Raw genomic sequence first — 25,388 nt, 5'->3', positions numbered from 1 at the left:
TCACCATCCTATTTAGTGCCGACGACCTCGGCGAAAATTGGGTCGCGGGTACGGCTGCGCTTGAGCTCGAAGAACCCGTCGTAGCTCGCGAGCGCGACCACGCCGTCCCAGAGCGTGAGAGCGTCGTCGCCCATGGGTGCCGGGGAGATGACGGGTCCGAAGAAGGCCACGCCGTTGACCGCGATGACCGGGGTGCCGACATCCTGGCCGACCCGGTTGATGCCGTCGAAGTGGCTGGCACGCATCTGAGCGTCGTACTCGTCGCTGTCCGCAAAGGCGGCGAAGCTCGCGGGAAGGCCCACCTCGGCGAGCGCGGCGGGGATGACCTCGTCGGGATTGCGGTTGCCGCCAAGGTGAATCTGGGTGCCGAGCGCGTCGTAGAGCGCCTTGACTATCTTCTGGCCGTGCAATTCGTTGGCCGCGGCCACGAGTCGGGTGTACTTGAGTGCCCGCGGGAAGAAGGCGGCGTATTCCTCGCTGACGTCCTGGTCTTCGTTGAGAACGGCGAGGCTCATCACGTGCCAGGTCACGTCAAATTCGCGCAGGTGTGCCACTTCGTCAACCCAGCGCGACGTCATCCAGGCCCAGGGGCACGAGGGGTCAAACCAGAAATCTACAGAATCAGTCATGCCCCCAGCCTAAGCAGCACTCCTGAGTCATCCCCGAAAGTTAGACCCAACATTTGGGCGATGCCCCCCGTGAGGGGGTATTGTGGGTGGGTTGAAAAAAATCTGCACCACGCAGTACAGCTGTGTCTTCGCAGCACAATATCTCCACGGGAGAAATTCTTATGCTCACTGACCGAAGCACATCCAACCCGACGTCCAGCGCCCGGAGCGCCTCGGCAGCCCGGGCAAAGCCCCTGAAGTCTCTTCGCCGCCGCCGTATCGCCGTGTCCGACGTCAACGTCGTCGACAAGCCCATCATGAAGCGCGCCCTCGGCGGCACGATCGTGGGAAACACCATGGAGTGGTACGACGTGGGAATCTTCGGCTACCTCATCACCACCATGGGTCCGGTCTTTTTGCCGGAGGCGGACGCATCCGTTCAAACCCTGTTTTTGCTCGGCACCTTCGCGGCCACCTTCTTCGCCCGCCCGCTCGGCGGCGTGTTCTTTGGCTGGCTCGGTGACCGCATCGGTCGGCAGAAGGTGCTCGCGACCACGCTGATTCTGATGGCCGCGTCGACCTTCGCCGTCGGGCTGCTGCCCGGCTACGCGCAGATCGGGGTCTGGGCGGCGGTGCTGCTGGTGTTCGTCAAGCTCGTGCAGGGTTTCTCGACCGGTGGCGAGTACGCCGGGGCGACGACCTTCGTCAGCGAGCACGCGCCCGACAAGCAGCGCGGCTACTTCGCGAGCTTTCTCGACATGGGCAGCTACCTCGGTTTCGCCATCGGCGCGTCACTCGTCTCTGTGTTGCAGCTCACCCTCGGCCAGGACGTGATGGAGGCGTGGGGCTGGCGTGTGCCGTTCCTCATCGCCGGGCCGCTCGGCCTGATCGCCATCTACTTCCGCATGAAGATCGACGAGTCCCCCGCCTTCCAGGCCACGCTCGACGCGCAGGAGGAAGCCCAGAAGAACCCCATCGGTGCCACGGCCGACACTCCCAAGGGCCCGATCGCCATCTTCAAGGCGTACTGGCGCAACATCATCATCGCGATGATTCTGGTCGCCGCCGCGAACACCGTCGGCTACGCGCTGACCTCGTATATGCCCACCTACCTCACGGAGAATAAGGGGTACGACGAATTGCACGGTACGGCGCTGACCATTCCGATTCTTGTAGTCATGGCGTTGTGCATCCCGCTGGCCGGCCGGCTCTCCGACCGCATCGGGCGTCGCCCGGTGCTCTGGATCGGAGCCGTCAGCACGGTCGTGCTGTCGTCCCCGGCGTTCCTGCTGATCGGTATCGGCGACATCTGGTCGACCCTGCTCGGCCTGGCGCTCATCGCATTCCCGGTCACGTTCTACGTCTCGAACCTCGCCTCGGCCCTGCCGGCCCTGTTCCCGACGGCGAGCCGGTATGGCGCCATGGGCATCTCGTACAACTTCGCGGTGGCCATCTTCGGCGGTACCACGCCGTTCATCATCGCGGCCCTCATCGTGGGCACCGGCAACGACATGATGCCGGCGTTCTACCTCATGGGTACCTCGTTCATCGGGGCGATCGCCATCTTCTTCCTGCGCGAATCGGCCAACCGTCCGCTGCCCGGCTCCATGCCGAGTGTGAACACCCACGAAGAGGCGCACGAACTGGTCAAGACCCAGGACGACAACCCGCTGCTCGACACCGACGAAATGCCGTTCGACCATACCTTCGAGCCGCCGACCTACGCCATCCCCATTCAGGAGCCGGCGAAGATCTAACGTCTCGCGTGAGTGCGTGGCCGGCTTTCGGTCACGCACCCACAAACGGATGCTCACAGTCACCCCGCGTAGAATCCTCGAATGACCACCGCGCCCTCCACCACTGCGCCCACCGGCTCGGCACCAGAAGAATCGGGCGTGTCGACCGCTGACTTCGAATCATCCGATCCGGAATTCATCGACATCGACCCGCACGACCTCGCGGTGACCCTGCGGGTTCTCGCTTCCCTCAGCGACGTCGACCCGGACAGCGCCGACTTTGTCACCGTGCGCCAGGCCACCGCCAAGATGTTCAAGTCGGTCAAAATGGCGCGCCGCCTGGAGAAGCGTGCGGTCATCGCCGACGCCGATCGCAGCGTCATCGCCGCCACCGCCACCGGCGCGCCCACCCGCATCGACGACGAGACCCGCGGCGCGCAGCTGTCACTCGGCACCAGCGCGGCCACCGCCGGAGAACTACTCGTCCCCCGCGCCTGCTACATCTGCAAACAGAAGTACACCGTGGTCGACGCGTTCTACCACCAGCTTTGCCCGAGCTGCGCACTGTCGAGCCACGCCAAGCGCGACGCCCGCACCGACCTGACCGGCAAGCGTGCCCTGCTCACCGGCGGCCGGGCCAAGATCGGCATGTATATCGCGTTGCGTCTGCTGCGCGACGGAGCCCACACCACCGTCACCACCCGCTTTCCGCGCGATGCCGTACGCCGCTTCGCCGCCATGCCCGACTCCACGGACTGGCTGCACCGCCTGCGCATCGTCGGCATCGACCTGCGTGACCCGGCCCAGGTGATCGCCCTGGCCGATTCCGTCGCCGCCCAGGGCCCGCTCGACATTCTCATCAACAACGCCGCGCAGACCGTGCGTCGATCACGCGGCTCGTACTCCCCCCTGGTCGAGGCCGAGGATTCGCCGCTGCCCGATGGCCCGCTGCCGGAGATCGTGTCGTTCGGGCACACCAACGACGCGCATCCGCTGGCCCTGGCGGCGTCGGTGTCGGGGCATCCGCTACTCGCGGCCGCCTCCGGCGCGGGTGCGCTCACAGCGGATGACCTCACCCGGCTGGCCCTCGCCGCCGGGTCCTCTTCGCTCGAAAAGCTCGCCGCCGGCACCGCGATCGACGCCGGCGGCCTCGTTCCCGACCTGCACGACGTGAATAGCTGGACGGCCAATGTCGAGGACGTCGATCCGCTCGAGATGCTCGAAGTACAGCTGTGCAATACGACCGCACCATTCTTATTGGTGAGCCGTCTGCGGGCGTCGCTCACGGCATCCGCTGCCCGGCGCACCTACATCGTGAACGTGTCGGCGATGGAGGGGGTGTTCGGTCGCGGCTACAAGGGGCCAGGCCACCCGCACACCAACATGGCCAAGGCCGCGCTGAACATGCTCACCCGCACGAGCGCGAAGGAGATGCTCGAAGACGGAATTCTCATGACGAGCGTTGACACCGGCTGGATCACCGACGAACGCCCGCACCCCACGAAGGTTCGCCTGGCCGAGGAAGGCTTTCACGCTCCGCTCGACCTGGTCGACGGCGCGGCCCGGGTCTACGACCCGATCGTGCGCGGCGAGGCCGGCGAAGACCTCTACGGCGTCTTCCTCAAGGACTACCAGCCCGGCGCCTGGTAGTCGTCAGTCGAGCTCGAACGCCGTCTGGATGGCGGCGCTGAGTTGTGACTCCTGGCTGGGCAGCAGAAAACCAATATGGCGGCCGAGGCTCGCTACCGGGATGGTCACGATGTTGTCGCAACTCACGACGCAGTCCTGGTCGAGGCCGTTCGACGGGCCGACCGGCACTTCGGTGGACAGCCCCCGCACCGAACTGGTGATCGGTGCGACCGTGACCCGCGTGAGATACGGGCGCACGAGCTCGCGGGTGAGCACAAGAACCGGCCGTGCCTTGTCGAGGTGCGCAATATGAATCGCGCGCATCGTCACGGGACGTCAGTCGGGAGGGTCGCGCCGTAGCGTGCGAGTTCGTCCAGGTCATCGACGTCTGTCGACTTCTCGGAGAGAATACGAACGTCACGCAGTGCAACCTCGCGACGACGTTCTCGTTCGAGGGCCCGCGTGATCACTGCGGCGCGGCTGCTGTCGCGGCCCTCCGTTACGGCGAGGTCAAGATAATCAACGATGTCGTCGGGGAGGCGCACCGCAATTTGTCGACTCATACCTGCAGCATACCGTTCTAGAACCCGATTTGGTATGCGATTCTCGGGCTGTGCGACGTCGAGCAGCAGCAGCGCGATAGCAAGGAAAGCACAGGTCACGGGCCAAAACTCTCCCCTGCTAGGCTGACCGGATGCTGCGCCGCACCCTGATCCTGCCGATCGTTTCTCTCGCTCTCGTCGCCCTCAGCGGATGCGCAGCCGAACCCGTGCCGGAACCGTCGGCCACGTCAACGACTTCGCCAACCGCAACGCCTGCCGCAGCCACCAGCCCGCTCAGCTGCGACGATATCGCGGCCCCGGGCGACATTGCCAACGTCTTCGCGGATCCCGCCGGCACCGTGCCAACCCCGGTTGCCGCGATGCAGCCGTCGACATTCCTGGTCGAGTACTCCGTTCCAGCCCTCGGCGGGCTGTCCTGCTCCTGGCGAGTCGGCGCGGCAGCGGGCAATCCGATGGATCACCAATCCGACTCCGACTGGGCCTACCTGAGCGTCAAGGTACTGCCCGGCGCGGCCGACACCTGGGCGCCAAACGATTCCGGCGCCGGTCCGGCCGACCCGCTCACCAGCATCGGCGGCATCGAAGCGGCCACCGGATGCGGCGACCCCGGGTGTTTCATCTCAGCACCCGTCGGTGACGCCTGGGTCGAAATCACGCTGAGCACGAACTCATTCGGTACCCGCGATGTGCGCTTTGACGGCATGACGAGCGACGCGATCGTAGCGCAGATGACGCCGCTCGCGGCATCCGTTTATACCACTCTGACGGATGCCGAACCCAGCCAGGTAGCCTGGCCGGCGGTCGCCCTGACCCCGCGTGAACCGGCCTGCACCGGCGCGCTCAAGCCGCAGGGCATCGCCATGGCCCTCGGCGTCGACTCGCTCGAGTACGAAATCTTCGACTCGTCAAACATGAACCCGGTCTACTTCGACGGCTTCGTGTCGCAGGCCGCCGGGTTGTTTCGGTGCGACGTGCGTGCCGACGGCGTTTTGGGCACCTCGATCCATGTCGGCTATGGTCTCGCCGGGATCGTTGACACGATGATCACGGAGCCGGACAGTCAGGCCGCATTGTCGCCGATCGTGCTCGAGGGAGCCGTCGAAGGTGAGCACGCCGTGCAGGTCTGCGCCGACCCCTCCGGTTACTGCACCGTGATTTTCTCGCTCGGCGAATCGGCCTACTCGGTCGAATCTGTCTCCCAGGCTGTGGCTGTCGCCGAGGCGATCATCGCCCAGGCCCGCTAACCTCCTACTGCGCTACAACGACAGGAGCACGAGATGACCGAGGATACTTTCGACCGCGACGTCATGCGCTCGTTCAAGAAATTCATGGAACGCGTCGTGGCAACGGCGGATGCCCAAAACCCGTCGGGCCAGTCGCCGCTCGGCGACGCGATCACCGAGTTTCTCGGCGCGAACGCATCGACCCTGCCGGTCGTATCCGAGACTCTCGCCGATCATCGCCTGGTCGACGCGGACATTGCCCTGACTGCCCTGGCCGGAACCGATCCGGCCGCGCTTCTCGGCGTCTCTGGCGGGCAGCAGCGTTTTCACTCAAGCCTGTCCGAACTGGTGGCCAGCCCGTTCCAGGGTTTCGCTCCCGGGCCGGTGGACTACTCGGCCCGGGCGACCGGACCGACATCGACCCGTCAGGTGGTCTCATTCGGCCTGCGGCTCATCCGCTTTGAGGGTGAGCCGATTGCGGTGCTGCAACGCGCCGCGAACCCGCAATTCGGGCGCAACACGGCCGAACTCGAGATCATGGCCACATCACCGCAGGCGGTCACCGGCTTTCTCGAGCACCTGCGCGCGCTCATGATCGAGCACAGCGTGCTGCGCGGGCAGGTGCTCTCGTTCGTGCAGACCGAATACGGGGCCGGTGCCGGAATCAGTTTTCTGGAACGACCCGTCGTTCCGGCGGCCGCCATCGTGCTACCGGACGGCATCCTCAGCACGATCACCGACCACGTCATCGGAATCGGCGAGCAGCGCCAGGCACTGCTCGCCGCCGGTCAACACTTGAAGCGCGGCGTATTGCTTTACGGTCCTCCCGGTACCGGCAAAACCCTCACCGTACGCCACCTGCTGAGCGTTACCCCGGGCATCACCGCCGTGCTCCTGACCGGCACCAGCATCGTGCACATCGCTGCCGCCGCCGAAATCGCGCGCACATTCGCGCCGTCCATCGTCGTGCTCGAAGACATCGACCTGGTCGCGATGCAACGCAACACGACTCCGCAGCCACTCTTATTCGAGGTGCTCGACGCCCTCGATGGGCTCGACGGCGACGCCGATGTGGCCTTCGTCATGACCACCAACCGGGTCGAGGTACTCGAAAGTGCCCTCGCCGAACGGCCAGGCCGGGTCGATCTCGCCGTGGAAGTGCCCCTGCCCGCGCTGGCTGAACGCGAGCGGTTGTTCCGGCGTTATGCGGGCGGGCTGCCGTTCAGCCCGGCCGCCCTCGATGCCGCCGCCGGCCGAGCGGAGGGCGTGACCGGATCCTTCGCCAAGGAGCTCATTCGTCGGGGCGTGCTCCGCGCTGCCCTCCGTGCCGGCACCGTCAACGACACCGACCTGCAGGCGTCCCTCGACGATCTGCTGTCGGCGGGCGCATCCCTCACCCGACGGCTCCTCGGCACGAGCAGTGGTGAAATCCCGCGCTGGCAACCCGATGAGGAGCCGGGCCATGGGCCGAATGGCGGCAGCTACGTTCCGATGCAGGAGACGGCGCCCGTGGTGACGCGCCAATTCTCCTTCGGGTGGGGCGGCCCGACAGGGCCGGTCACAGCAGTGGACGCCGCTGAAGGCGACCCCGAGCAAACCGACGAGCCCCAATGACCGGTCAGCGCTCGTAGACGTCACGACGATGGCCGCCCGGGCAGCGCCCTACCGTCCAGCGCCGGATTAAAGCGGATTCCCGGTGGCGATTACGGCAGCACCTCGAAGATACCGCGGGCACCCTTCTCGGCATCCGACATGATGTGGCTGACGAAGGGATAGTCGCCCGGCTGGGTGAAGCTGAGCTCGACGAACCCGCCCTGCGCAACGGCGAGATCGAGCACCTGGGAGCCGCCGCTACCGGTGCTGCCGCCGTGCTTCAACAGGTAGTCGCCCTCCTTATACACGGTGGAGAACTGACCGCCCACGACATGGAAGGCACTGCCCACATTGGGCCCGGCCGCCAGCACCCAGACGCGCACGGTCTCGCCCGCCGTCGCCTCTAGCGGCCGGGCAGCGTATTGGTTCGCGTAGCCGTTGAAGACCACGATGTCGGGGATCTGCGTCGCCACCTTCACGGCGTCCACTTCACCGCCCTGAGCGCCGAGGTACAGCTCGGACTGTACGAGGAGGTACTCGCGGTCCACCTCCGCCCGGCCCGGCGGGTCGATGATCACCGCGCCGAACATGCCGTTGGCGATGTGCACGGACATGGGCATGGTGGAGCAGTGATAGAGCCAGATGCCCGACCGTGTGGCGGTGAAGGTGTAGAACAAGGATTCTCCGGGTGCGATGGTGCGCATCACGGCGTCTGGCGCGATATCGCCGGCGTGGAAGTCGATCGAGTGCCCGACCGTGCCCTCGTTCACCAGCGTGATCTCGAATACGTCGCCCACGGTGCCGCGCAGGGTGGGCCCTGGCGCGGTGCCGTTGAACGTCCAGAGCATCTGGGTGACGCCGGGTGTCACCTCGGTCTCGATGTTCTGCACGGTCAAGGTCTGCCGGTGGACTTTGGCGGACGAGGCGGGCGGCAGCACGGCGTCCCTCGCCTCGAAACCGGCGTCGGGTTCAGCCATCGGGTCGAGATCCTCAGCAGCGGATGCCCCGGCTGCGGCCGCACCGTGGTCAGAGTGGGTTCCGCTCGCGGCGCCCCCGGCGACGATGCTGATCTCCATACCTTGCAGCCGGTGTCCGGCAATGGAGCACCAGCCCGCCACGCTCGCGCCGATCACGCCAACGTTCACGGTCTCGGAGGCGCCCGGCTCGAGGGAGCCCGACACCAGACCGGATTGCAGGACCAAGTTGTGCACCATCTCGTCGCTATTCGTGAGGGTGATGACCAGTTCATCACCGACCGGCACCTCGATGCGGTCGGGCACGAAGCGGGTGTCGACCATGTCGACCGCCACCGTGGTGGTGTGTCCGGTCGCGGCGGCGCCGGCCGCGGAGGAGCCGGCCGCCTGGGTCGACACCGTCCAGAGGCCAGCCGAGGCCGGATCGAGCACGATGCCGACGGTAACCGTGAGCAGCAGCACACTCGCCGCCGCGAGCATCCGCCCGGCGGCACGCGGTCGATCGACGGCCGTTCGTTCTCCCGGCACCACGCGCACGAGCGGCAGGACGCGCACCCGCCGGTTGACCCGCAGGGCCCTGGTGAACAGCACCAGAAAACCGGCCAGGGTGGCCACGATCAGCACCGACAATGCCACCGTGAGAGTGCTGGAGATGGGCAGCAACGACAGGGCGAGGGCGCCATTGACGACCACGACCCGAAAGAGGCCGCCACGGTCGAGCTCGGCCGCGGTTGCCTTGAGGGCGGCCGGGCCTCCACCGAGCACGACGGGCACCAGATAGCTGAGGGCCCCGAGTAGAATCTGGGCCGCAAAGCCGATCGCGAAGTACGGCACGAGGGTTTCGACGCCGGCGGCCGCGGCCGCCCAGCTGGGGGCGAGAGCCACCAGCAACCCGAAACCGGCGGTACAGAGGGCAAACCAGATCTGGGCGGCACCGAGGCTCCAGGCGGCGAAGGTCACGGCGGGCGCCCGGCGCAGGTGCCCGATACCCTCCCAGAGCACTCGACCCAGGGCAACGAGGTAGATCAGAACGCCGAGCGCCACGAGCATCCGCTGGTCGGCCAGGCAACCGACGAGGAGCAGCCCGAGGCCGCCCGCCAATACCGGAAGGGTGCTTCCGGCCGCCACTGTGGCGCCCTCGACACGGGTATGCAGCACCGTGGGCCAGAGCAACGCAACGGTACCGATGACGGTGAGGCCCACCCACCCGAGCAGGTTGAGGCCGAGATGGCCGATGAACAGGCGTTCGTAGGCCTCGCCTCCGCCGTCGAGCCTGGCCATCAGAATGCCGAGGGTAACGCCGCCGGAGAGCATCACTGCGCTGACAATGTAGTAGCGCACCAGCGGGGCGAACCGACCCGGCATCGCTCCACGGGTCTGGCTCACGATCACCACGGCGTGGACCAGCGCGTTCAGTCCGACCAGGCTGCCTCCGACCAGCACGAGCGGGTACCACTCGGCGACCATGCCGGTCATAACCGCCATCGCGCCCCCGGTGTGCACGCTCAGACGCAGGCCGAGTGAGCGGCGGTCCCCGAGGGCCTTGTGGCGAAGCAGGGTGTCGGCGAAGTGCTGACTCCAGATCAGAATTGCCGTGCTCACCGCGCCGAGCAGCAGCAGGTGCACGAGCAGCCAGCCCGACGACGGCACCTGGCGGTGCAGCAGAGTGAGAATCACCGCGGCGGCCAGCCAGGCAGGCACCAAACTGCCGGAGACGATGTGCCAGAGCTTGTCTTTCATAGGGTGGTCATCAGCGGCGTTGGGTCAGATCAACCCGGCTGTCGGACGAGTGAGTGCGGGTGAGGCGCACGGTCCAGTTTCGGGTCCGCTCTCGAGGTAGGAAACGGCAAAGTCGCCGAGGCGGCTGGCTTCGAGCTGTCCGAGCAGCGGCAGCGGGTTGTGCGAGGCCACCAGGTCGAGGGCGAAGCCGGGCTGAATAACACCGAGTGCGCCAAAGATCGTGGCGTGGCGAATGGCGTGTGGGATGGGGCGAGTGTCGAGAACGATGGTCTCGGTGTCGTCGTGACCGCAGGCGCACGCGTGCGCGGCGGGAGCGTCGACATCTGCGGCACCGGGCCGGCTGGCAGACAGGTTGATCGGTTCGGCAGTCATAAAAAATCCCCTTTCACCGGGTCGAATGACCCTCGTGACCAGTTTAGAGGACTTTATTCCTTTCAATCAGCTCACGAGTGCTGTGGGGACAGGTGCACGAGGCAGAGCGTCGGCTGCACGAAGGGCTCCAGGCTGATGTCCTCGGCGTCGTGGCCAAGTGAGCGGGCGAGGCCTTTCATCAGGCCCAGGTGCACCGAGCAGACCACATCGGGATTCGATCGCGCCTCGGCCCGGAACGGGCAGGCCTTCAGCGCGATTACGGCTTCATCAGCTCGAAGTTCGGGCTCGAAACCGATCTCGGTGAGCACACTCAACAGCGGAGGCACCACGTCGGCAGCGGGCCCATCGGTCGCCACCCCAGCGGCCGCGGCCGCGTACTGCGCCGACCAGCGATCGCCGGCCCGTATCGCACGGGCGCGGCCGCCGTCGGCATCCTCGCCAATGACCCCGGCGAGAGTCTCGATCAGCTGCTGCTGGGCGTTCTCTGCCGCCAGCGGCGCCGCGACCGCGCTGAACAACACGTGTGGGCGGCCGCGCTGCCCGGCCCGGGCGACCTGGCGCTCGATGAGCCCGGCCGCCTCGAGGTGCTCAAGGTGAAACCGTGCCGTCGTGATGTGAAGTCCGAGGGCGTCGGCCACGGCGGCAACGCCCAGCGGCACAGCGGATTCGGTGAGCAGCGCCAGGGCACGACGGCGCGGCTCACTGGCCAGGGCAGCGTGCCTGGCTTCATTCTGCGTGGGCGGAACCATGATTTTAGAGTAGCAGCGTGCGGTTAAACCTGCGGTTGTGGCACTCGTCCTCCGGCGCGAGCCAGTGCAGTGACCGGCCGTGCGGCTGGGTCAGGGCGATCGGCTCGCCGTCCAGCGCAAGAATGAAGGCGGATGCCGGCATGTGATCTAACAGTGCCGGCACCTCCGCAAGTCGCTCCAGCACCCCGGGCACCACGCTCTGTCCCTCGTTCGACAGCCAGCGCACCGGCAGCCGGGTCATCTGCTCGGCGAACCGGTTACGATCAGCCTCGTTGAGGTAGGCGAGCACCGCGGTGTGGAACACCACGACGGTCGCCCCGGCTGGAGCCCGGGCAACGAGTGCTTCGATCTGTTCGCCCAGGTCACCCGACACGATCGGGGCCGGCTCCCGGCGGGCCACGGCAACCGCGGCGCCCAGTCGGGCCCGCCGGTCATCGTGCTCCGGCCAGATGAGCGCGTCGAGCCAGGCCACATCCGTCTCGCTCGACACGTCAAGCGGGTGCAGGTCGATGCCGGCGCGCCAGACGATCTCGGGCATCCGCTCGGGCAACGGAACCGGGCCGGTGACGTCACAGTCCAGAACGACCGGGCTCGGACCGTCGAATGGGTGCAGCATCCGCTCACTGCCATCAGCCAACCGATACCGGTAGCTGTACCGGTCTGGGTGCAGGCACAGACCAGCGGATGCCCCCACCTCGATCAGCGCGAGCGGCCCGGCGAGCGCCGCCAGGGCCGGCAACAGCACGGCGCAACGACCGGGCTCGTTGGTCTGGGTGGCGTGGGTCAGGCAGGTCGCGGCCACGTCGGTCCAGTGCTCACGCAGCCAGGCCGCGAACTCGGGGTACTTCCCCACCGACGCACCGTGCAGCCGTGCCGCGCTGAACACCAGGTTCGGTTGGCGCTTGACCGCGGGCAGTTGGTCGATCAGGGCAACGGTAGCGGGATCGGCCGCGACACCGGCCGCCCAGGCCTCGTAGCAGGCGCTCATTCCGCGAGCTTCCACTTCGGCGAAGGCTCGGTAGCGTTCGGCGGTGGGGACCAGTGGGTCGGTGCTTGCTCTCATGCCCACATCGTAATCATGGTTAGGCTTGCGGGGTGCGATGGCGCCACGAGTGCCAAAGCTTCACAATCGTGAATCGAATTGGAGAATCTGTTGCCTGGAGAAAATCTCACCCGCATTGAAGCGACCGAGCGCGCTGCGCTGGTCACCGTAGCGAGCTACAACGTTGTGCTCGACCTCGCCAGCGGTCCCACCACGTTCGGCAGCACCACCACCGTGCACTTCACCGCCACCCCCGGAGCCTCGACCTTCATCGACGCCATCACGGCGCGGGTGTACTCGGTCACCCTCAACGGCGCCCTGCTCGACCCGGCCGTCGTGAGTGACGGCATCCGCATTGCGCTTGACGGCCTGCAGGCCGACAATGAGCTCGTCGTCGTCGCCGACGCGCTGTACACCAACACCGGTGAGGGACTACACCGTTTCGTCGACCCGGTCGACAACGAGGTCTACCTGTACAGCCAGTTCGAGGTACCCGACTCCCGCCGCGTGTTCGCCGTGTTCGAGCAGCCCGACCTGAAGGCAAAATTCTCCTTCACCGTCACTGCCCCCAGCCAGTGGCAGGTCGTCTCCAACTCCACCACGCCCACCCCGATCGATGCCGGCAATGGTGCCAGCACCTGGGCGTTCGAACCGACCCACACCATCTCGAGCTATATCACTGCGCTCATCGCCGGCCCGTACGCCGTCGTGCGCAGCGAGCTCACGTCGAGCGACGGACGCACCATTCCACTCGGGGTATTCAGCCGCAAGAGCCTCAGCGAGTACCTCGACGCCGACTACATCCTGGAGAAGACCCGCCAGGGCTTCGCCTACTACGAGGAGAAGTTCGGTTACGCCTACCCCTTCGACAAGTACGACCAGCTGTTCGTGCCGGAGTTCAACGCCGGCGCCATGGAGAACGCCGGCGCGGTCACCTTCACCGAAACGTACATCTTTCGCTCCAAGGTGACCGACGCCATCAAGGAACGCCGCGTAGTGACGATTCTGCACGAGCTGGCCCACATGTGGTTCGGCGACCTGGTCACCATGACCTGGTGGAACGACCTCTGGCTCAACGAGAGCTTCGCCGAGTGGGCGTCGACCATTGCCACGGCCGAGGCCACCGAGTGGCACGAAGCGTGGACTACCTTCGCCGTGATGGAGAAGAGCTGGGCCTACAAGCAGGACCAGCTGCCCTCGACCCACCCGGTCGTCGCGACTATCCGCGACCTCGACGACGTTCTCGTGAACTTCGACGGCATCACCTACGCCAAGGGCGGTTCGGTGCTCAAGCAGCTCGCCGCCTGGGTCGGCATCGACGCCTTCTTCACCGGCGTCGGCTCCTACTTTCAGAAGCACCAATGGGGTAACACCGAGTTGCGCGACCTGCTGGTCGAACTCGAACTCGCCAGCGGCCGCGACCTCGGCGAATGGGCAGCGCTCTGGCTCGAAACGGCCGGCGTCAACACCCTCCGCCCCGAGATCACCGTTGATGACCACGGCGTCATCACCGCCTTCACCGTGCTGCAGAGCGCGGCGCCCTCCTGGCCCACCATTCGCCCGCACCGCCTCGCGATCGGCTTCTACACCATCAACGACGCCCGCAAGCTGGTGCGCACCCACCGGGTCGAGCTCGACGTTGACGGCCCCAGAACGAATGTCCCCGCTCTCGTCGGCCGCGAACGCGCTGACCTGATTCTGCTCAACGATGACGATCTGAGCTACGCCAAGGTGCGCCTCGACCCGGCCTCGGAGGCCGTCGCGCTCCAGCACCTCGCCGCGATCGAGAGCCCGCTCGCCCGCGCCCTGGTCTGGGGTTCGGTCTGGGACGCCACCCGGGACGCCGAAACCACGGCACGCGACTTCGTGCGCCTGGTCTTGAACAATGTCGCCACGGAAACCGAGTCGACCACGCTGCGCACGGTGCTCGGCCAGGTCGTGCTCACCGCCAGCTACTACGTGGCCGAGCCGCACCGCGAGGGGGTCGCGACCGAGGTCGCCGACGCACTCTGGACGCTCGCACAGGGCGCGGCGGGCGGCAGCGATGCCCAGTTCCAATTCGTAAAGTTCTTCGCCTCCATCGCAGCCACCGCCGCGCAGCTCGATAACGTGGCTGCTTTGCGTTCCGGCGCGACGGTACTCCAGGGCCTCGAGGTCGACACCGACCTGGCCTGGGAGCTGCTCACCGCCCTCGTGGCCGGGGGCCGTGCCACCGCGACCGAGATCGATGCGGCGCTCGAAGCCGACAACACCGCCACCGGCGCCCAGTCCGCCGCCCTCGCCCGGGCTGCCCTGCCCACGGCCGCGGGCAAGCTCGCCGCCTGGTCATCACTGATCGACGTGGACACGGCCGCGACGACAATCGTGCGCACGACCGCCGCCGGGTTCCTGCGCGTGAACGACTCGAAACTCCTCGAGCCGTTCGTCGCGAACTACTTCGACATGCTGCAGTCGGTGTGGGCGGCACGCAGCTTCTCGATCGGCGAAAAGCTCGTCATCGGCCTCTACCCGGCGCCGCTGAACAACCAGGCCCTCGCCGACGCGACGCAGGCCTGGCTCGATGCCAACCCCGAGCCGGCCGCCCTGCGCCGCCTGGTGGTCGAGAACTTGGCCGGGGTTGAGCGTTCCCTGAAGGTGCAGGCGCGCGACGCTTAAGTAGTCAGCGACAGCAAACCCCGCGCCCAGCCCTGGGCGCGGGGTTTTCGCGTCTGCCCGCCCGAGCACCCCGCACGTTCACAGCAAACTCCACACAAACCGCCGGTATGCCACTGCCTGCCTGCCCGGGCCCGGCTGAGTGCCCCGGCAGCCTGGGCGCAATGCCAGCGACCGTGGCCGGTTTCCGGGTGCCGCCGAGACCCCTCGGTAGACTGGCTTGGATATGAATTGGGATACTTTCTGGGCCGACCTCGGCGCCTACTTCGCTCAAATTACGTGGACCATTTACTTGGAGAAAATCTTCGCCGTGGCGATGATTATCGCCGTCGCCTTCGCCGTGCGCTGGGCCCTGCAATACGTGATTCGACGGGTCGTGCAGCAGATCGTCTCCGGCGTGAAGAAAACCCAGAAGGTCGATGACACGCAGGCGCTGAACGTGTCGCCGATGGCCGCCGTTCGCGTCGTGCAGCGCTCCCGTACCCTCGGGGCCGTGTTGGCGAACATCGTCAACGTCTTCATTCTGATCACGGCCCTGCTGCTCATCGTCACTACCCTGAACAAAGACATCCTTGGTTCCTTCGCCCTGCTCACGGCGGCGATCGGTGCCGGCCTCGGTTTCGGCGCGCAGAACATCGTCAAGGACATTCTCAACGGCCTGTTCATGGTGGTGGAAGACCAGATCGGTGTGGGCGATATCGTCGACGTGGGATTCGCATCCGGTGTCGTAGAAACGGTCGGAATTCGCATCACGCAGGTGCGCGACGTCGACGGCACCCTCTGGTTCGTGCGCAACGGTGAGATTTTGCGCGTTGGCAACATGTCGCAGGGCTGGGCGCGCGTCATCATCGACCTCGCCATTCCGTACAGTTCAGACGTGGAAGCCGTGCAAGACGAGCTGCTGCGCGTGGCCAGCGCCCTCGCCTCGAGCCGCAAGTGGCGCGCATTCATTCTGGAGAAGCCCGAAATCTGGGGCCTGGAGTCGATTAGCGCTGAAGCCCTCGTCACCCGTCTCGTGGTCAAGACCCGGGTCTCGGCCAAGTGGGACTTCGCCCGTGACCTGCGCCTGCACATGAAGAAGGCCCTCGACGGCATGGGCGTGCCGCTCACCCCACTCAACAGCGTCGTCATGACCACCGGCGACGGCACCATCGACGGCTCGACCGTTGAACCAATCGAGGGAGCCGTTGACGCAGCCGAAGAGGCCGCGGCCGCCGTGCCCGACGTCGTTGCCGGTGTGCGCACCGGTCCAGTCTCGGTGCGCAAGCCCCGCGGACCGCGCAAGGCCAAGCCCAAGCCCAAGGACGTTCCTGTTCCGATGAAGACGCCAGACCCTGAAACCCGCAGCGACGGCATTGACTAGCCTGAAATAACTCCAGCACACAGTAGAAAGCCGCACCACGTGACCTCTGAACGACACCCGACCGACCAGCCGACCGTCCCCGCCGGCGTCCACCTGCGCGAGGCCGAAAACGGCCCAGCCGTGGTGCCGACGTTCTTCGACGAGGTCGGCGGAACCCCGTTCTTCGAGAAGCTCGTGCACGACTTCTATGTCGGCGTGGCCACCGACCCGGTGCTGAAGCCGATGTATCCCGAAGACGACCTGGGCCCGGCCGAACACCGACTGGTCATGTTCCTCGAGCAGTTCTGGGGTGGTCCAGGCACCTACAGCGAACAGCGTGGTCACCCGCGTCTGCGCCAGCGGCACGTGCCGTTCAAGGTCAATCCGGATGCCCGCGACCGGTGGCTCGGACACATGAAAGTCGCCGTGGACGCAGCCAACCTGCCGCCGCTGCAGCGGGGCATCCTCTGGGATTATCTGGAACGCGCCGCCTTCGCCATGGTGAACAGCTTCGACGAGTAGCTCTACTGCAGCCCTTGAAATCGTCTGGTGGCTGGTCGCACAGACCCATCGGGCTGAAGATGTCGTGTCGCCGATGACACCCACACCCACACCCACACCGCGAGATGCCATCTTCGGCCCCATCGCCGCGGAACCGCAATCTCACGGCGTGTGTCAGAACCGCCGATACTAAAGACATGACAATCCGCGACCTGACCCCGGGCAACATCGACGCGGCGGCTGCGCTCTGGCACCGGGCCGGGCTGACCCGGTCGTGGAATTCACCCGGGCTTGACGCGCAGCGCGCCCTCGACGGCGACACCTCCACGGTTCTGGGCGCATTCGACGACGAGCGGCTGGTCGGCACGGTCATGGTCGGCCACGATGGCCATCGCGGGTGGGTACACTACCTTGCAGTTGACGAGGGCCAGCGCGGAACCGGGTTGGGCAAGCGCATGATGGCTGCCGCAGAAAACTGGCTGCGCACGCACGGTGTTGTGAAGGTTCAGCTCATGGTGCGTGCGGGCAACGACTCCGTTCTGGGATTTTACGAGCACCTCGGCTACGAGGACGCCAGCGTGCAGGTGCGCTCCAAATGGCTCGTCCAGCCAACGTCATAGAAAACGCCGGCCGCGAGCATCCCGTGACCGTTGCCTCGTATGCTTGACCAGTGGGGAACATTCGAGGACGCGCAGTAATAGCCGGGGCAACGGGATTCATCGGGCAGCGACTTGTTCGCGAGCTTCGCGACCAGGGTTACGACATTGCCCGCATCGGTCGGAACGGGCCGGATGCCCGGTGGGACGATGCATCCGCTGTAAGGACGTTGATTGATGGTTCCAAGCTCGTGGTGAACTTGGCGGGGAAAAGCGTCAACTGTCGCTACACCGACCGGAACCGCGACGAAATCCTGCGCTCACGCATCGACACCACCCGTGCGTTCCGCCAGGCCATCGCAACGAGCGCGAATCCCCCACGGGTCTGGCTCAACGCGAGTACCGCGACCATTTACCGCTATTCCCTAGACCGGCCGATGACCGAAACCAACGGCGACCTGGGCACAGGATTCTCCGCGGACATCGCGCAGGCGTGGGAAGTGGAGTTCTTCGCTGGAGAGCTGCCCGCTACCCGCCGGGTGGCGCTGCGGATGGCGATCGTGCTGGGAGACGGTCCCGCAACGGCTGCCTTGGTGCGGCTGGCACGGTTTGGGCTCGGAGGTCCTCAGCTCGACGGCTGGTGGTTCCCGCATCGGCGGTATCGCGGGATCGGCACGAAACCGACCAGCACTGGGGCTCAAACCCACCACTCCCACGGACGCCAGAAATTCAGCTGGATTCACATCGACGATGTTGTCAACGCCGTGAAGTTCATCGTCGACAACGCTGCTCTTGACGGGCCGGTCAACCTGTCGGCACCGCAGATCAGTGACAACCGCACGCTCATGTCGACGTTACGACGACGCGTTGGGGCTGTCGTGGGATTGCCGGCATTCAGGTGGATGCTCGAACCAGCCATGTGGATACTGCGCACCGAACCCGAATTGGTTCTAAAAAGCCGCTGGGTGACACCGGAGCGACTGCTTCAAGCTGGATATACATTTGCCTGGCCCGATCTCGAGCCGGCGATCAACGATGTTGTGAAGCGCTAAGCGGGCGCGCGTCAGGGCGCCCGAGCAACTCGACGGCCTCGCAGGGGCTGGCCGTGGGGTGGGCTCGGTGCACACTCGTGGCCAGCGTGCCGAGGAGCCCCGCGAGCTGGTAGGCGGCATCCGCTGGTATGCCCGAGAGGATGCTGGCTTCCACGGCAGCAACGCGCGCCTCGTATCGAGTGAGAACGCTGGTTCCCTCCGCCGTGGCCCGAATCTTTCGGGCCCGGCGATCGGTCGGGTCGGGAATGCGTTCGACCAGCTTGGCGTCGACCATGCCGTCGAGCAGGTAGGTCAACACCGTGCGATCGATGGCTAGGTGCGCCCCGATGGCCTGCTGGGATGGCAGGTCGCGGTGAATGACGGTGGAGAGCACCTGATAGCAGCGCACTCCCCCGGGCAGCCCCTCGACGGCGGTCTCCAGCTGGCGCTGATAACCGCGCAGAACCATCGCGAGGTTCCACCCGAGGTCACCGGGCACCGGTGAGGTCGGGCGTAATTCGGCAGTCATGCAGGTCAGCTTACCTGAGAGCGTGATGTGGCAGAGATATTCTTTTCAACATATGATCTGCAGAGCATCATATTTCGACGGGAGCAGCGCTTTGAGCGGTCAACATGTCTTGAGCAGTCACCACGACACCACCATCGGCATTCTGGGAGCCGGGCGGGTCGGAACGGCCCTGGCCCGGCAGGCGGTTAAAGCCGGATACCGGGTGCTGATCGCGACTGCTAAACCCGCGGCGGAGAACGCCCTGCTGGTCGATATTGTGACCCCAGGGGCGGTAGCGGTGGAATCAAGCCAGGCCGCCGCATCCGATCTGGTGGTTTTGGCGATTCCGCTGCACAAGTTCCGCACGCTCCACCCGAGCGAACTCGCCGGCCGAATAGTCATCGACGCGATGAACTATTGGGCGCCGGTCGACGGCGTATTCGACGACTTCGAGAGCGATCCGCGCACCTCCAGCGAGGTCGTCGAAGAGTTTCTGCGGCACGCCCGGGTCGTGAAGTCGCTCAACCACATCGGTTATCACGAGCTCGAAGAAGATGACGAGGCCGCCGGCGTGCCGACGCGGCGCGCGCTCGCGCTGGCCGGTGACGACGCCGACGCCAAGGCATTCGTCTCGAGCTTCATCGACCGCCTCGGCTACGACGCGGTCGATGCCGGACCGCTCTCCGCCGGCCGCGCCTTCCAGCCCGCCACCGAGATTTTCACCGGCAGCCACACTGCGAACCAGCTTCGCGCCCTCATCCAGAAGAACCGTCCGCTCGCGGACGCGGCCTAAACACAATGGAGAACTCCATGCAAATTGGCGCCTACAGCTTTGGCGACACGCAACTCAACCCCGACGGCACGACGCGTGCCACCGCGGAGGCGATCAAGAACCTGTTCGACGCCATCGTGCACGCCGACCGAGTGGGCCTCGACTATTTCGGCGTCGGTGAACACCACACCGTGTCGATGCCGGCATCCTCGCCCGGCACCCTGATCGCGGCCGCAGCCGCCGCCACGTCGCAGATCATCCTCGGCAGCGCGGCCAGCATCATCTCAACGGATGACCCGGTGCGAGTGTTCCAGCAGTTCGCCACCGCCGACGCCATCTCCGGCGGCGGTCGCATCGAGATCACGGCCGGCCGCGGCTCCTCGGTCGAGACGTTTCCGCTGTTCGGGCACGACCTGAACGACTACGACGAGCTCTACGCCCAGAAGCTCGACCTGCTGCTGACGCTGAACAACAGCACGACCGAGAACGTCACCTGGTCGGGCCGCACGCGCCCGGCGATCGGCGACCTGGCCGTGGTGCCACGTCCGGTCACCGGGTCACTGCCGATCTGGATCGCCACCGGCGGCAGCGCGCCGTCGTCGGCCCGCGCTGGCCGCCTCGGCCTGCCCCTCTCCTACGGCATCATCGGCGGTCAGCCGCACCGGTTCGCGCCACTCGCCAACCTCTACCGGCAGTCTGCAGCGCAGGCCGGGCACACCGGCGACAACATCAAGGTCTCGGTGGCGACCCTGGGGCTGGTCGCGCCCACGAAACAGGAAGCGATCGACCGGATGTACCCGGGGTGGGTCAGGCTCAACGTGGAAATGGGCCGGCTGCGCGGCTGGCCCGCGCCACAGCGACGCGACTTTCTGGCCCAGGTCGACGCGCCCAGCGCCTATTTCGTCGGCGCCCCCGACGAAATCGCACAACGCATCGTCGACCTGCACGGGCACCTTGGCCACATGCGTCATTTTCTGCAGGGCGACTTCGGCGGCCTCCCCCAGGAACACCTGCTCGAATCCCTCACGCTGCTGGCCACCGCGGTCAAGCCGCGCGTCGCGCGCCTGCTCGCCGCCAAGTAGGAACCGGAAGCACCGACACCCCTTTCCGGGGAGGGGCTGTCGGCACGTGGTCTCGGCCGGATAGCCTGAAGTCATGTCGACGGCGCAGATCAACCCATCACAACGCTGGATCTGGTTTTTCGGAATCGTGTACAGCGTCGTGATTCTCGGAATAGGTCTGTGGGTGAGCCTGGTGACCAGCGAGTGGATCGCCATCCTCTGTGCTGTGGGACTGGTTCTCGTGCCCATCGGGGGCGTGGCCATGCGGTCGCGCAGATCCCATTAGGAATGGGTACTACGTGACGCTTCCCCGCCCGGTGAAGGACACTCGGTGCCATAAGGCTAGCGACCACCGAGCGATCATCCGATGAGCGCGGTCGAAATCGCCCTGACTATCACGGCAGCACTCGGGGCCGGCCTGACGGCGGGCGTCTATCTGGCCTTCTCCTTTTTGGTCCTGCCCGCCTTTCTTACCCTTCCCGATGCCGCCGCAGTGGCCGCCATGCAGCGCATCAATGTGAGCGCGGTTCGGGCGCCGTTCATGACGGTCTTTTTTGGCGGCGCCGCAGCATCCGTTGTTGTGATCGTGCTGCAACTTACGTCAGAGGCGCCTGCCGGACCCACCCGTATTCTTGGAGCAGTTCTCGCCCTGGCCGCGGTCGTGATCACCGTGGTGCGCAACGTGCCATTGAACAATGCCCTCGTGCGCGCCGACGCCAGTTCATCCGGCCTGACGGTTGCCTGGCAGTCCTTCGACCGGAGCTGGTCTCGGGCCAACTATGCGCGTGCGGCCGTGTCCGTCGGTGCCGCTGTCGCTCTGATCTTTTCGCTCACCTGACCCGCCGTGGTCGCCACCCGTCGACACCGCTTCGACACGACCTTGGTCATGGAACAGATTCGACATGAATTCGTGATGCCGTTTAATGGAATCATGGCAGGAACCTGTGTGTACACGATCGGGCATTCGACTCATCCGCTTGATGAGTTCGTCGGAATGTTGAGAGCAAATGGTATCGAACGGCTCATTGACGTGCGCACCGTGCCGGGGTCTCGTCACAACCCGCAATTCGGGGAAAGCGAGCTGCTCACCAGCATGCCTGCCGCCGGTATCGACTATCAGCGGCTGAGTGCGCTCGGCGGGCTACGGCACACCCCGGTGGCAGACGCAACGATCAACGGAGCGTGGCGCAACAAGAGCTTTCGTGACTACGCCGATTACATGCAAACCCCCGAATTCGTTCACGGCGTCGACGAGTTGATTGCGCTGGCGAGCACGCAGACGGTGGCGATCATGTGCGCAGAGGCCGTGCCCTGGCGTTGTCACCGATCGCTGATCGGAGACGCGCTGCTCGCTCGGGGACTGCAGGTTGCCAATGTGATGAGCCGAATCTCCACCACGCCGCACACCCTGACCAGTTTCGCGAAGGTCGACGGCATCCGCGTCTGGTACCCGCCCGAAGAATGATGCTGGGCCAGGTTACGGGCGGCCCGGTTTGTAGGCCGAGACCGACGAGGCATCCGCTAGCCAGTATCGCCAGGGGAAGTTCGTCGCACTGCCGCCGGGTCCGCTGACGCCGACGCGTGGTCCGGTCAGATACGGTAGCGCCAATCCACCGTCCGGCACGAAGAACGTCCACTGTCCGCCGAAAAGATCATCACCATCGTTGGTCAGGGTTGCCCCAAAGCTTTGAGCGACGCAGCCAGGGCCTCGCGCCAAACTCCGATCGAGAAGGGGAAATTTTCGTGGTTTGCTTTCTCGACGGCTGCGGGCGATGTCGGCTCCCTCCAGCACGTCTCCCGCTCTGATAAGGCAACCGTAGGGCTCGGCTGGTTGTCCGGCGACGAGGTTGAGCGCGTGGTGCATTCCGTAGGTGAAGTAGCAGTAGAGGTGCCCGGCGGGGCCGAACATGGTCTTATTCCGATTTGTCTGGCCCCGATAAGAGTGCGCGCCGGGGTCGCGTTCACCCGCATACGCCTCGACCTCGGTTATTCGAAGGGCCACAGTGCCATCGTCATCCGTGCGTTGCAGGATGCAGCCGAGAACTTCGGGTGCGAGTTCGAGCACCTCACGGGCAAAAAATGCCCGGTCGGCGAGATGAAACCCCTCCAGCACGTTCACGCACGCAGTCTATCGACTCCCCGCGAGCCGAGCTCGATCGCGACGTTCGGAGCATTCGCGACGTACATCGACCTCGTGATTCACCGTTTGTCGCAGCTGGCCAGGGCTGTTCTGGGCACCATAGCGTGGAGTCTGGTGAAGCGGGCTTGGTCACCTCGACTGTTTTTGGGGGCTCATATCCGTAAACCACGTGCTGTGATCGCCATGATCATTCTGGCCGGCGCCTTGTCGGCCTGCACCGCCGCATCACCCCAAGCACCACCGACCGTCGAACCGGTAGCGTCCGAAACAGCGGCCCCAGCACCAGAGCCAGCCCGCATCCTCATCGGAGCTGAGACCGCCGACATCGTGGACGACGGCGGAAACGTGCTGCTCTCACTCCGCTATTCCGAGAACGGCGATGAAGCCGTCGCTTCCGCCATCGACATTCTCGGCGAGCCACAGGCCACGCATCATCAGGACGGCTCGAAACATTACCCCGAGATGGATGGGACATCCTGGGGCGGGTTCGACATCGTGGTGAACCGTTACCGGAGCGAGCGAACGTCCACCGACGAGGCCAGCCCATACCTGCCCGCATTCAGTGTTCAGGCCACGGCGGCCACAACAGCCGGTGGAATCGCCATCGCCTCGGTCGACGGCACAGGCGTCGGAGCTGCCTTTGACGCTGTCTCCGCCGGTCAGGACGCGAACCGAGTGCACCTGGACGACGCATTCGGCCAGCGCTCGGTGGCGCTCGACCTCACGACGTCGTTCCCGGGCATCGTCGTCGATCCCGGGATCGAAATGCCCTACGGCGTCATTGGCCAATCCGATCAGGGATCAAGCGCTATCACCAAAATTGTCGCGCCGAGTTTTCTTTTCTCGCAGGCCTAGTTCATTCACACGCATAACGGAGTCGTGAGGATTACGAGTTCCAGCGCGGTGCGGCGGTGACTCTTCACGTCGCGGTCGAGGGCCGCCTGGCCGGTGCCACCGTCTTCCAATCGTGGGCTTCATCGGGCCAAGCTCCTTCGGTGCATGTACGTGCGCCAAATGAACGTCAGCAACGTCTCACGCAGTTCTCTTCCGTGGGATCGAGATCGACCGGTCTAGGGTGTGCAGCATGACTCGTTTCGTGATCGACGCATCGACCCTGCTGCACATCGTAGCCACCGGCATCCGTGTCGACCCGAGCCCTCAGATCGTCGCGCCGGGCACCATCCGCTCGCAGGCTTTGGCCCTGCTGCTTGCGGCCGTGCGTGCCGGGGACCTCACCGACGGCGAGGCCCTCGAGCAGCACGAGCGCCTTACCGCGCTGAAGATGAGGCTGCTCGGCGACCGGGTCTCGCGCCGCACGGCGTGGAACCTCGCCCGCGACCACGCCTGGGAGACAACCTACGAGGCTGAATACATCGCGGTCACGGCGCTTCAGGCCGACGCACTGATCACCATCGACCCGGCGCTGGCGGCCACGGCCGAAGGTCTCGTACCGCTCGCCGACCTCGACTCGCTGATCGACTTCTAGGCGCTCCAAACGGATGCCTGAGCGTTGCGGTGTGGTGTGGTGGCATGCTTAACTCTCGTGCAGGCACCCAACCTGCGGCACGAAGGAGTGCACCATGGACATGCGACTTGAACTTGTTCCGCTGCCCTCGACGGACGTCGACCGCAGCAAGGCCTTTTACGTCGATCAGTTGGGCTTTCGCCTGGATCACGACGTGGAACCCGGCAACGGCATGCGGGTCGTGCAACTGACACCGCCGGGATCGGCCTGCTCCATCGCCATGGGAGTGGGATTCAGCGCCCCCCACGCCGCGCCGGTGCAGAACCTTCATCTCGTGGTCGACGACGTCGACGCTGCCCGTGCAACCCTCATCGAAAACGGTGTTGCAGTGTCCGACGTCAACGACATGGGTGGCGGCGTGCGGTACGCCTTCTTCAGCGACCCCGACGGTAACTCCTGGGCGCTGCAGCAAATCTCGCGCTAGGGAGCCCTCCAGTGCGATATCGGGCTTCCGCCCCGGTCGACGGTGACGCCGTTGGGCGCTGTGCTCGATCCGCGAGAACTATCGCGAGAACAACGAGTAACACGGTGCCACCGACGCACACGAGACCGTTCAGGCTCAACAGGAGCGCTGGGAAGATGCCGTAGTCCGCAGCGGCACCGACGACCAAAGCCTACAGAAACAGCCATGAAGCGGATGCCGCCACCACGACCCACGCTGGCCCAATTCCACGGCGCCAGCACGACCCCAGCGCGGGCAATCTGCATGGCGGCGATGAGAGCCAGCGCGAACGCACGAACGAGTCACGTAGCCGAAAACCAGCAGCGCACGCCGCGCAGGATCATTCGAGAAGCTCTCAGCGATGAACTCCTCCAGCACCGAGCCCAGGAGTACCCAGGCGGCCTGTCCCGTCAGCGCGGCCGTTCCCAGCGGACGGCGAGCCGTGACGCTGCCGGCACCTCGAATACCCCAGGCGAACAGCAGGGCCGCGCTGAACAGTATCGTGCGAATTCTGCCGCCAAAGGGGATCTGTGAAATCGTCGATTGGGCCCCGCCATGATCACCGTGGCTAGCAGGAGCGCTCCCCCAG

The 25,388-nt window shown here is 65.6% G+C and carries 26 protein-coding genes; 17 read left to right on the top strand and 9 right to left on the bottom strand.

Annotation, left to right across the window (positions count from 1 at the left end; genetic code table 11):
• Positions 1–8: 8 nt before the first annotated feature.
• Positions 9–629: a mycothiol-dependent nitroreductase Rv2466c family protein gene (locus tag BLS91_RS06470; RefSeq protein WP_092339933.1), complete on the bottom strand. Its 621-nt coding sequence runs from the start codon at positions 627–629 to the stop codon at positions 9–11.
• 161 nt (positions 630–790) lie between these two features.
• Here BLS91_RS06470 and BLS91_RS06465 point away from each other — a divergent pair, with 161 nt between their 5' ends.
• Together BLS91_RS06465 and BLS91_RS06460 are read left to right on the top strand one after the other, a co-directional pair.
• Complete coding sequence (locus BLS91_RS06465) at positions 791–2,365, top strand: MFS transporter (RefSeq protein WP_092339932.1); 1,575 nt, start codon at positions 791–793, stop codon at positions 2,363–2,365.
• Between the two features lie 81 nt (positions 2,366–2,446).
• Entirely contained in the window at positions 2,447–3,994 is a 1,548-nt protein-coding gene (locus tag BLS91_RS06460; RefSeq protein ID WP_092339931.1) for an SDR family NAD(P)-dependent oxidoreductase, read from the top strand.
• Positions 3,995–3,997: 3 nt separating this feature from the next.
• Here the strand turns inward: BLS91_RS06460 and BLS91_RS06455 are convergent, their stop codons facing one another.
• Both BLS91_RS06455 and BLS91_RS06450 read right to left on the bottom strand, forming a co-directional pair.
• Complete coding sequence (locus BLS91_RS06455; RefSeq protein WP_092339930.1) at positions 3,998–4,297, bottom strand: type II toxin-antitoxin system PemK/MazF family toxin; 300 nt, start codon at positions 4,295–4,297, stop codon at positions 3,998–4,000.
• 2 nt (positions 4,298–4,299) lie between these two features.
• Positions 4,300–4,536 carry a YlcI/YnfO family protein gene (locus tag BLS91_RS06450; protein WP_092339929.1) on the bottom strand — a complete coding sequence of 79 codons (237 nt, stop codon included), beginning with the start codon at positions 4,534–4,536 and terminating at the stop codon, positions 4,300–4,302.
• A 131-nt stretch (positions 4,537–4,667) separates the two neighbouring features.
• Between BLS91_RS06450 and BLS91_RS06445 the strand changes: the two genes are divergently transcribed.
• Both BLS91_RS06445 and BLS91_RS06440 read left to right on the top strand, forming a co-directional pair.
• Positions 4,668–5,780, top strand: a complete 1,113-nt coding sequence (locus tag BLS91_RS06445; protein ID WP_092339928.1) for a hypothetical protein — start codon at positions 4,668–4,670, stop codon at positions 5,778–5,780.
• 33 nt (positions 5,781–5,813) lie between these two features.
• Positions 5,814–7,373, top strand: coding sequence for an AAA family ATPase (locus BLS91_RS06440; protein ID WP_092339927.1), 1,560 nt, complete (start codon positions 5,814–5,816; stop codon positions 7,371–7,373).
• 89 nt (positions 7,374–7,462) lie between these two features.
• Here the strand turns inward: BLS91_RS06440 and BLS91_RS21145 are convergent, their stop codons facing one another.
• The 4 genes from BLS91_RS21145 to BLS91_RS06420 all read right to left on the bottom strand — a co-directional run bounded on the left by BLS91_RS21145 (position 7,463) and on the right by BLS91_RS06420 (position 12,250).
• Positions 7,463–8,806: a multicopper oxidase domain-containing protein gene (locus BLS91_RS21145; RefSeq protein ID WP_369831297.1), complete on the bottom strand. Its 1,344-nt coding sequence runs from the start codon at positions 8,804–8,806 to the stop codon at positions 7,463–7,465.
• 1,284 nt (positions 8,807–10,090) lie between these two features.
• Positions 10,091–10,438, bottom strand: coding sequence for a DUF2249 domain-containing protein (locus tag BLS91_RS06430; RefSeq protein WP_092339925.1), 348 nt, complete (start codon positions 10,436–10,438; stop codon positions 10,091–10,093).
• Between the two features lie 71 nt (positions 10,439–10,509).
• Positions 10,510–11,187: a helix-turn-helix transcriptional regulator gene (locus tag BLS91_RS06425; RefSeq protein WP_092339924.1), complete on the bottom strand. Its 678-nt coding sequence runs from the start codon at positions 11,185–11,187 to the stop codon at positions 10,510–10,512.
• 4 nt (positions 11,188–11,191) lie between these two features.
• Entirely contained in the window at positions 11,192–12,250 is a 1,059-nt protein-coding gene (locus tag BLS91_RS06420; protein ID WP_092339923.1) for a DUF2332 domain-containing protein, read from the bottom strand.
• A gap of 90 nt (positions 12,251–12,340) precedes the next feature.
• On the opposite strand from BLS91_RS06420, the gene pepN reads away from it, so the two are divergent.
• The 5 genes from pepN to BLS91_RS06395 all read left to right on the top strand — a co-directional run bounded on the left by pepN (position 12,341) and on the right by BLS91_RS06395 (position 18,372).
• On the top strand, positions 12,341–14,884 hold the full coding sequence (gene pepN, locus BLS91_RS06415; protein WP_092339922.1) for an aminopeptidase N: 2,544 nt from the start codon (positions 12,341–12,343) through the stop codon (positions 14,882–14,884).
• A gap of 223 nt (positions 14,885–15,107) precedes the next feature.
• Positions 15,108–16,244: a mechanosensitive ion channel family protein gene (locus BLS91_RS06410; protein ID WP_092339921.1), complete on the top strand. Its 1,137-nt coding sequence runs from the start codon at positions 15,108–15,110 to the stop codon at positions 16,242–16,244.
• Positions 16,245–16,337: 93 nt separating this feature from the next.
• On the top strand, positions 16,338–16,745 hold the full coding sequence (locus tag BLS91_RS06405) for a globin (protein WP_369827350.1): 408 nt from the start codon (positions 16,338–16,340) through the stop codon (positions 16,743–16,745).
• A 176-nt stretch (positions 16,746–16,921) separates the two neighbouring features.
• On the top strand, positions 16,922–17,344 hold the full coding sequence (locus tag BLS91_RS06400) for a GNAT family acetyltransferase (RefSeq protein ID WP_092339920.1): 423 nt from the start codon (positions 16,922–16,924) through the stop codon (positions 17,342–17,344).
• A gap of 50 nt (positions 17,345–17,394) precedes the next feature.
• On the top strand, positions 17,395–18,372 hold the full coding sequence (locus tag BLS91_RS06395; protein ID WP_092339919.1) for an epimerase: 978 nt from the start codon (positions 17,395–17,397) through the stop codon (positions 18,370–18,372).
• On the opposite strand, the gene BLS91_RS06390 is transcribed toward BLS91_RS06395, so the two are convergent.
• On the bottom strand, positions 18,350–18,880 hold the full coding sequence (locus BLS91_RS06390) for a MarR family winged helix-turn-helix transcriptional regulator (RefSeq protein WP_092339918.1): 531 nt from the start codon (positions 18,878–18,880) through the stop codon (positions 18,350–18,352). The two genes, BLS91_RS06395 and BLS91_RS06390, sit on opposite strands and share 23 nt — an antisense overlap.
• Before the next feature lie 109 nt (positions 18,881–18,989).
• Between BLS91_RS06390 and BLS91_RS06385 the strand changes: the two genes are divergently transcribed.
• From BLS91_RS06385 to BLS91_RS06365, 5 genes are all read left to right on the top strand, one after another.
• The gene (locus BLS91_RS06385; protein ID WP_241983124.1) at positions 18,990–19,652 is read left to right on the top strand and encodes an NADPH-dependent F420 reductase; all 663 of its coding nucleotides are present in this window, start codon (positions 18,990–18,992) and stop codon (positions 19,650–19,652) included.
• Between the two features lie 17 nt (positions 19,653–19,669).
• Complete coding sequence (locus BLS91_RS06380) at positions 19,670–20,713, top strand: LLM class flavin-dependent oxidoreductase (protein WP_092340193.1); 1,044 nt, start codon at positions 19,670–19,672, stop codon at positions 20,711–20,713.
• A gap of 73 nt (positions 20,714–20,786) precedes the next feature.
• Positions 20,787–20,978: a hypothetical protein gene (locus BLS91_RS06375; protein WP_092339916.1), complete on the top strand. Its 192-nt coding sequence runs from the start codon at positions 20,787–20,789 to the stop codon at positions 20,976–20,978.
• 81 nt (positions 20,979–21,059) lie between these two features.
• On the top strand, positions 21,060–21,530 hold the full coding sequence (locus BLS91_RS06370; protein WP_092339915.1) for an anthrone oxygenase family protein: 471 nt from the start codon (positions 21,060–21,062) through the stop codon (positions 21,528–21,530).
• A 48-nt stretch (positions 21,531–21,578) separates the two neighbouring features.
• Complete coding sequence (locus BLS91_RS06365; protein WP_338061548.1) at positions 21,579–22,157, top strand: DUF488 domain-containing protein; 579 nt, start codon at positions 21,579–21,581, stop codon at positions 22,155–22,157.
• A 12-nt stretch (positions 22,158–22,169) separates the two neighbouring features.
• Here the strand turns inward: BLS91_RS06365 and BLS91_RS06360 are convergent, their stop codons facing one another.
• On the bottom strand, positions 22,170–22,811 hold the full coding sequence (locus BLS91_RS06360; protein WP_092339914.1) for a DNA-3-methyladenine glycosylase: 642 nt from the start codon (positions 22,809–22,811) through the stop codon (positions 22,170–22,172).
• Between the two features lie 195 nt (positions 22,812–23,006).
• Between BLS91_RS06360 and BLS91_RS06355 the strand changes: the two genes are divergently transcribed.
• The 3 genes from BLS91_RS06355 (at position 23,007) to BLS91_RS06345 (ending at position 24,781) form a co-directional block, all read left to right on the top strand.
• On the top strand, positions 23,007–23,687 hold the full coding sequence (locus BLS91_RS06355) for a hypothetical protein (protein WP_092339913.1): 681 nt from the start codon (positions 23,007–23,009) through the stop codon (positions 23,685–23,687).
• 229 nt (positions 23,688–23,916) lie between these two features.
• Positions 23,917–24,318, top strand: coding sequence for a PIN domain-containing protein (locus BLS91_RS06350; protein ID WP_092339912.1), 402 nt, complete (start codon positions 23,917–23,919; stop codon positions 24,316–24,318).
• Between the two features lie 94 nt (positions 24,319–24,412).
• A complete protein-coding gene (locus BLS91_RS06345; RefSeq protein ID WP_092339911.1) occupies positions 24,413–24,781 on the top strand; it encodes a VOC family protein in 369 nt (122 codons plus the stop codon).
• The last annotated feature ends 607 nt before the right edge of the window (positions 24,782–25,388 follow it).

The organism is Cryobacterium flavum, assembly GCF_900103805.1.
In the GTDB taxonomy this organism is placed as follows: domain Bacteria; phylum Actinomycetota; class Actinomycetes; order Actinomycetales; family Microbacteriaceae; genus Cryobacterium; species Cryobacterium flavum.
Note: the sequence above shows the minus strand (reverse complement) of the source record. Positions and strands in the feature narration are given on the sequence as shown.

Coding starts and splice junctions, on each gene's coding strand:
- BLS91_RS06390 (WP_092339918.1), bottom strand. CDS start 18,880: ATGACTGCCGAATTACGCCCGACCTCACCGGTGCCCGGTGACCTCGGG.
- BLS91_RS06345 (WP_092339911.1), top strand. CDS start 24,413: ATGGACATGCGACTTGAACTTGTTCCGCTGCCCTCGACGGACGTCGAC.
- BLS91_RS06430 (WP_092339925.1), bottom strand. CDS start 10,438: ATGACTGCCGAACCGATCAACCTGTCTGCCAGCCGGCCCGGTGCCGCA.
- BLS91_RS06425 (WP_092339924.1), bottom strand. CDS start 11,187: ATGGTTCCGCCCACGCAGAATGAAGCCAGGCACGCTGCCCTGGCCAGT.
- BLS91_RS21145 (WP_369831297.1), bottom strand. CDS start 8,806: ATGCTCGCGGCGGCGAGTGTGCTGCTGCTCACGGTTACCGTCGGCATC.
- BLS91_RS06420 (WP_092339923.1), bottom strand. CDS start 12,250: ATGAGAGCAAGCACCGACCCACTGGTCCCCACCGCCGAACGCTACCGA.
- BLS91_RS06375 (WP_092339916.1), top strand. CDS start 20,787: ATGTCGACGGCGCAGATCAACCCATCACAACGCTGGATCTGGTTTTTC.
- BLS91_RS06450 (WP_092339929.1), bottom strand. CDS start 4,536: ATGAGTCGACAAATTGCGGTGCGCCTCCCCGACGACATCGTTGATTAT.
- BLS91_RS06380 (WP_092340193.1), top strand. CDS start 19,670: ATGCAAATTGGCGCCTACAGCTTTGGCGACACGCAACTCAACCCCGAC.
- BLS91_RS06365 (WP_338061548.1), top strand. CDS start 21,579: ATGGAACAGATTCGACATGAATTCGTGATGCCGTTTAATGGAATCATG.
- BLS91_RS06455 (WP_092339930.1), bottom strand. CDS start 4,297: ATGCGCGCGATTCATATTGCGCACCTCGACAAGGCACGGCCGGTTCTT.
- BLS91_RS06465 (WP_092339932.1), top strand. CDS start 791: ATGCTCACTGACCGAAGCACATCCAACCCGACGTCCAGCGCCCGGAGC.
- BLS91_RS06400 (WP_092339920.1), top strand. CDS start 16,922: ATGACAATCCGCGACCTGACCCCGGGCAACATCGACGCGGCGGCTGCG.
- BLS91_RS06370 (WP_092339915.1), top strand. CDS start 21,060: ATGAGCGCGGTCGAAATCGCCCTGACTATCACGGCAGCACTCGGGGCC.
- BLS91_RS06350 (WP_092339912.1), top strand. CDS start 23,917: ATGACTCGTTTCGTGATCGACGCATCGACCCTGCTGCACATCGTAGCC.
- BLS91_RS06410 (WP_092339921.1), top strand. CDS start 15,108: ATGAATTGGGATACTTTCTGGGCCGACCTCGGCGCCTACTTCGCTCAA.
- BLS91_RS06470 (WP_092339933.1), bottom strand. CDS start 629: ATGACTGATTCTGTAGATTTCTGGTTTGACCCCTCGTGCCCCTGGGCC.
- BLS91_RS06440 (WP_092339927.1), top strand. CDS start 5,814: ATGACCGAGGATACTTTCGACCGCGACGTCATGCGCTCGTTCAAGAAA.
- BLS91_RS06460 (WP_092339931.1), top strand. CDS start 2,447: ATGACCACCGCGCCCTCCACCACTGCGCCCACCGGCTCGGCACCAGAA.
- BLS91_RS06445 (WP_092339928.1), top strand. CDS start 4,668: ATGCTGCGCCGCACCCTGATCCTGCCGATCGTTTCTCTCGCTCTCGTC.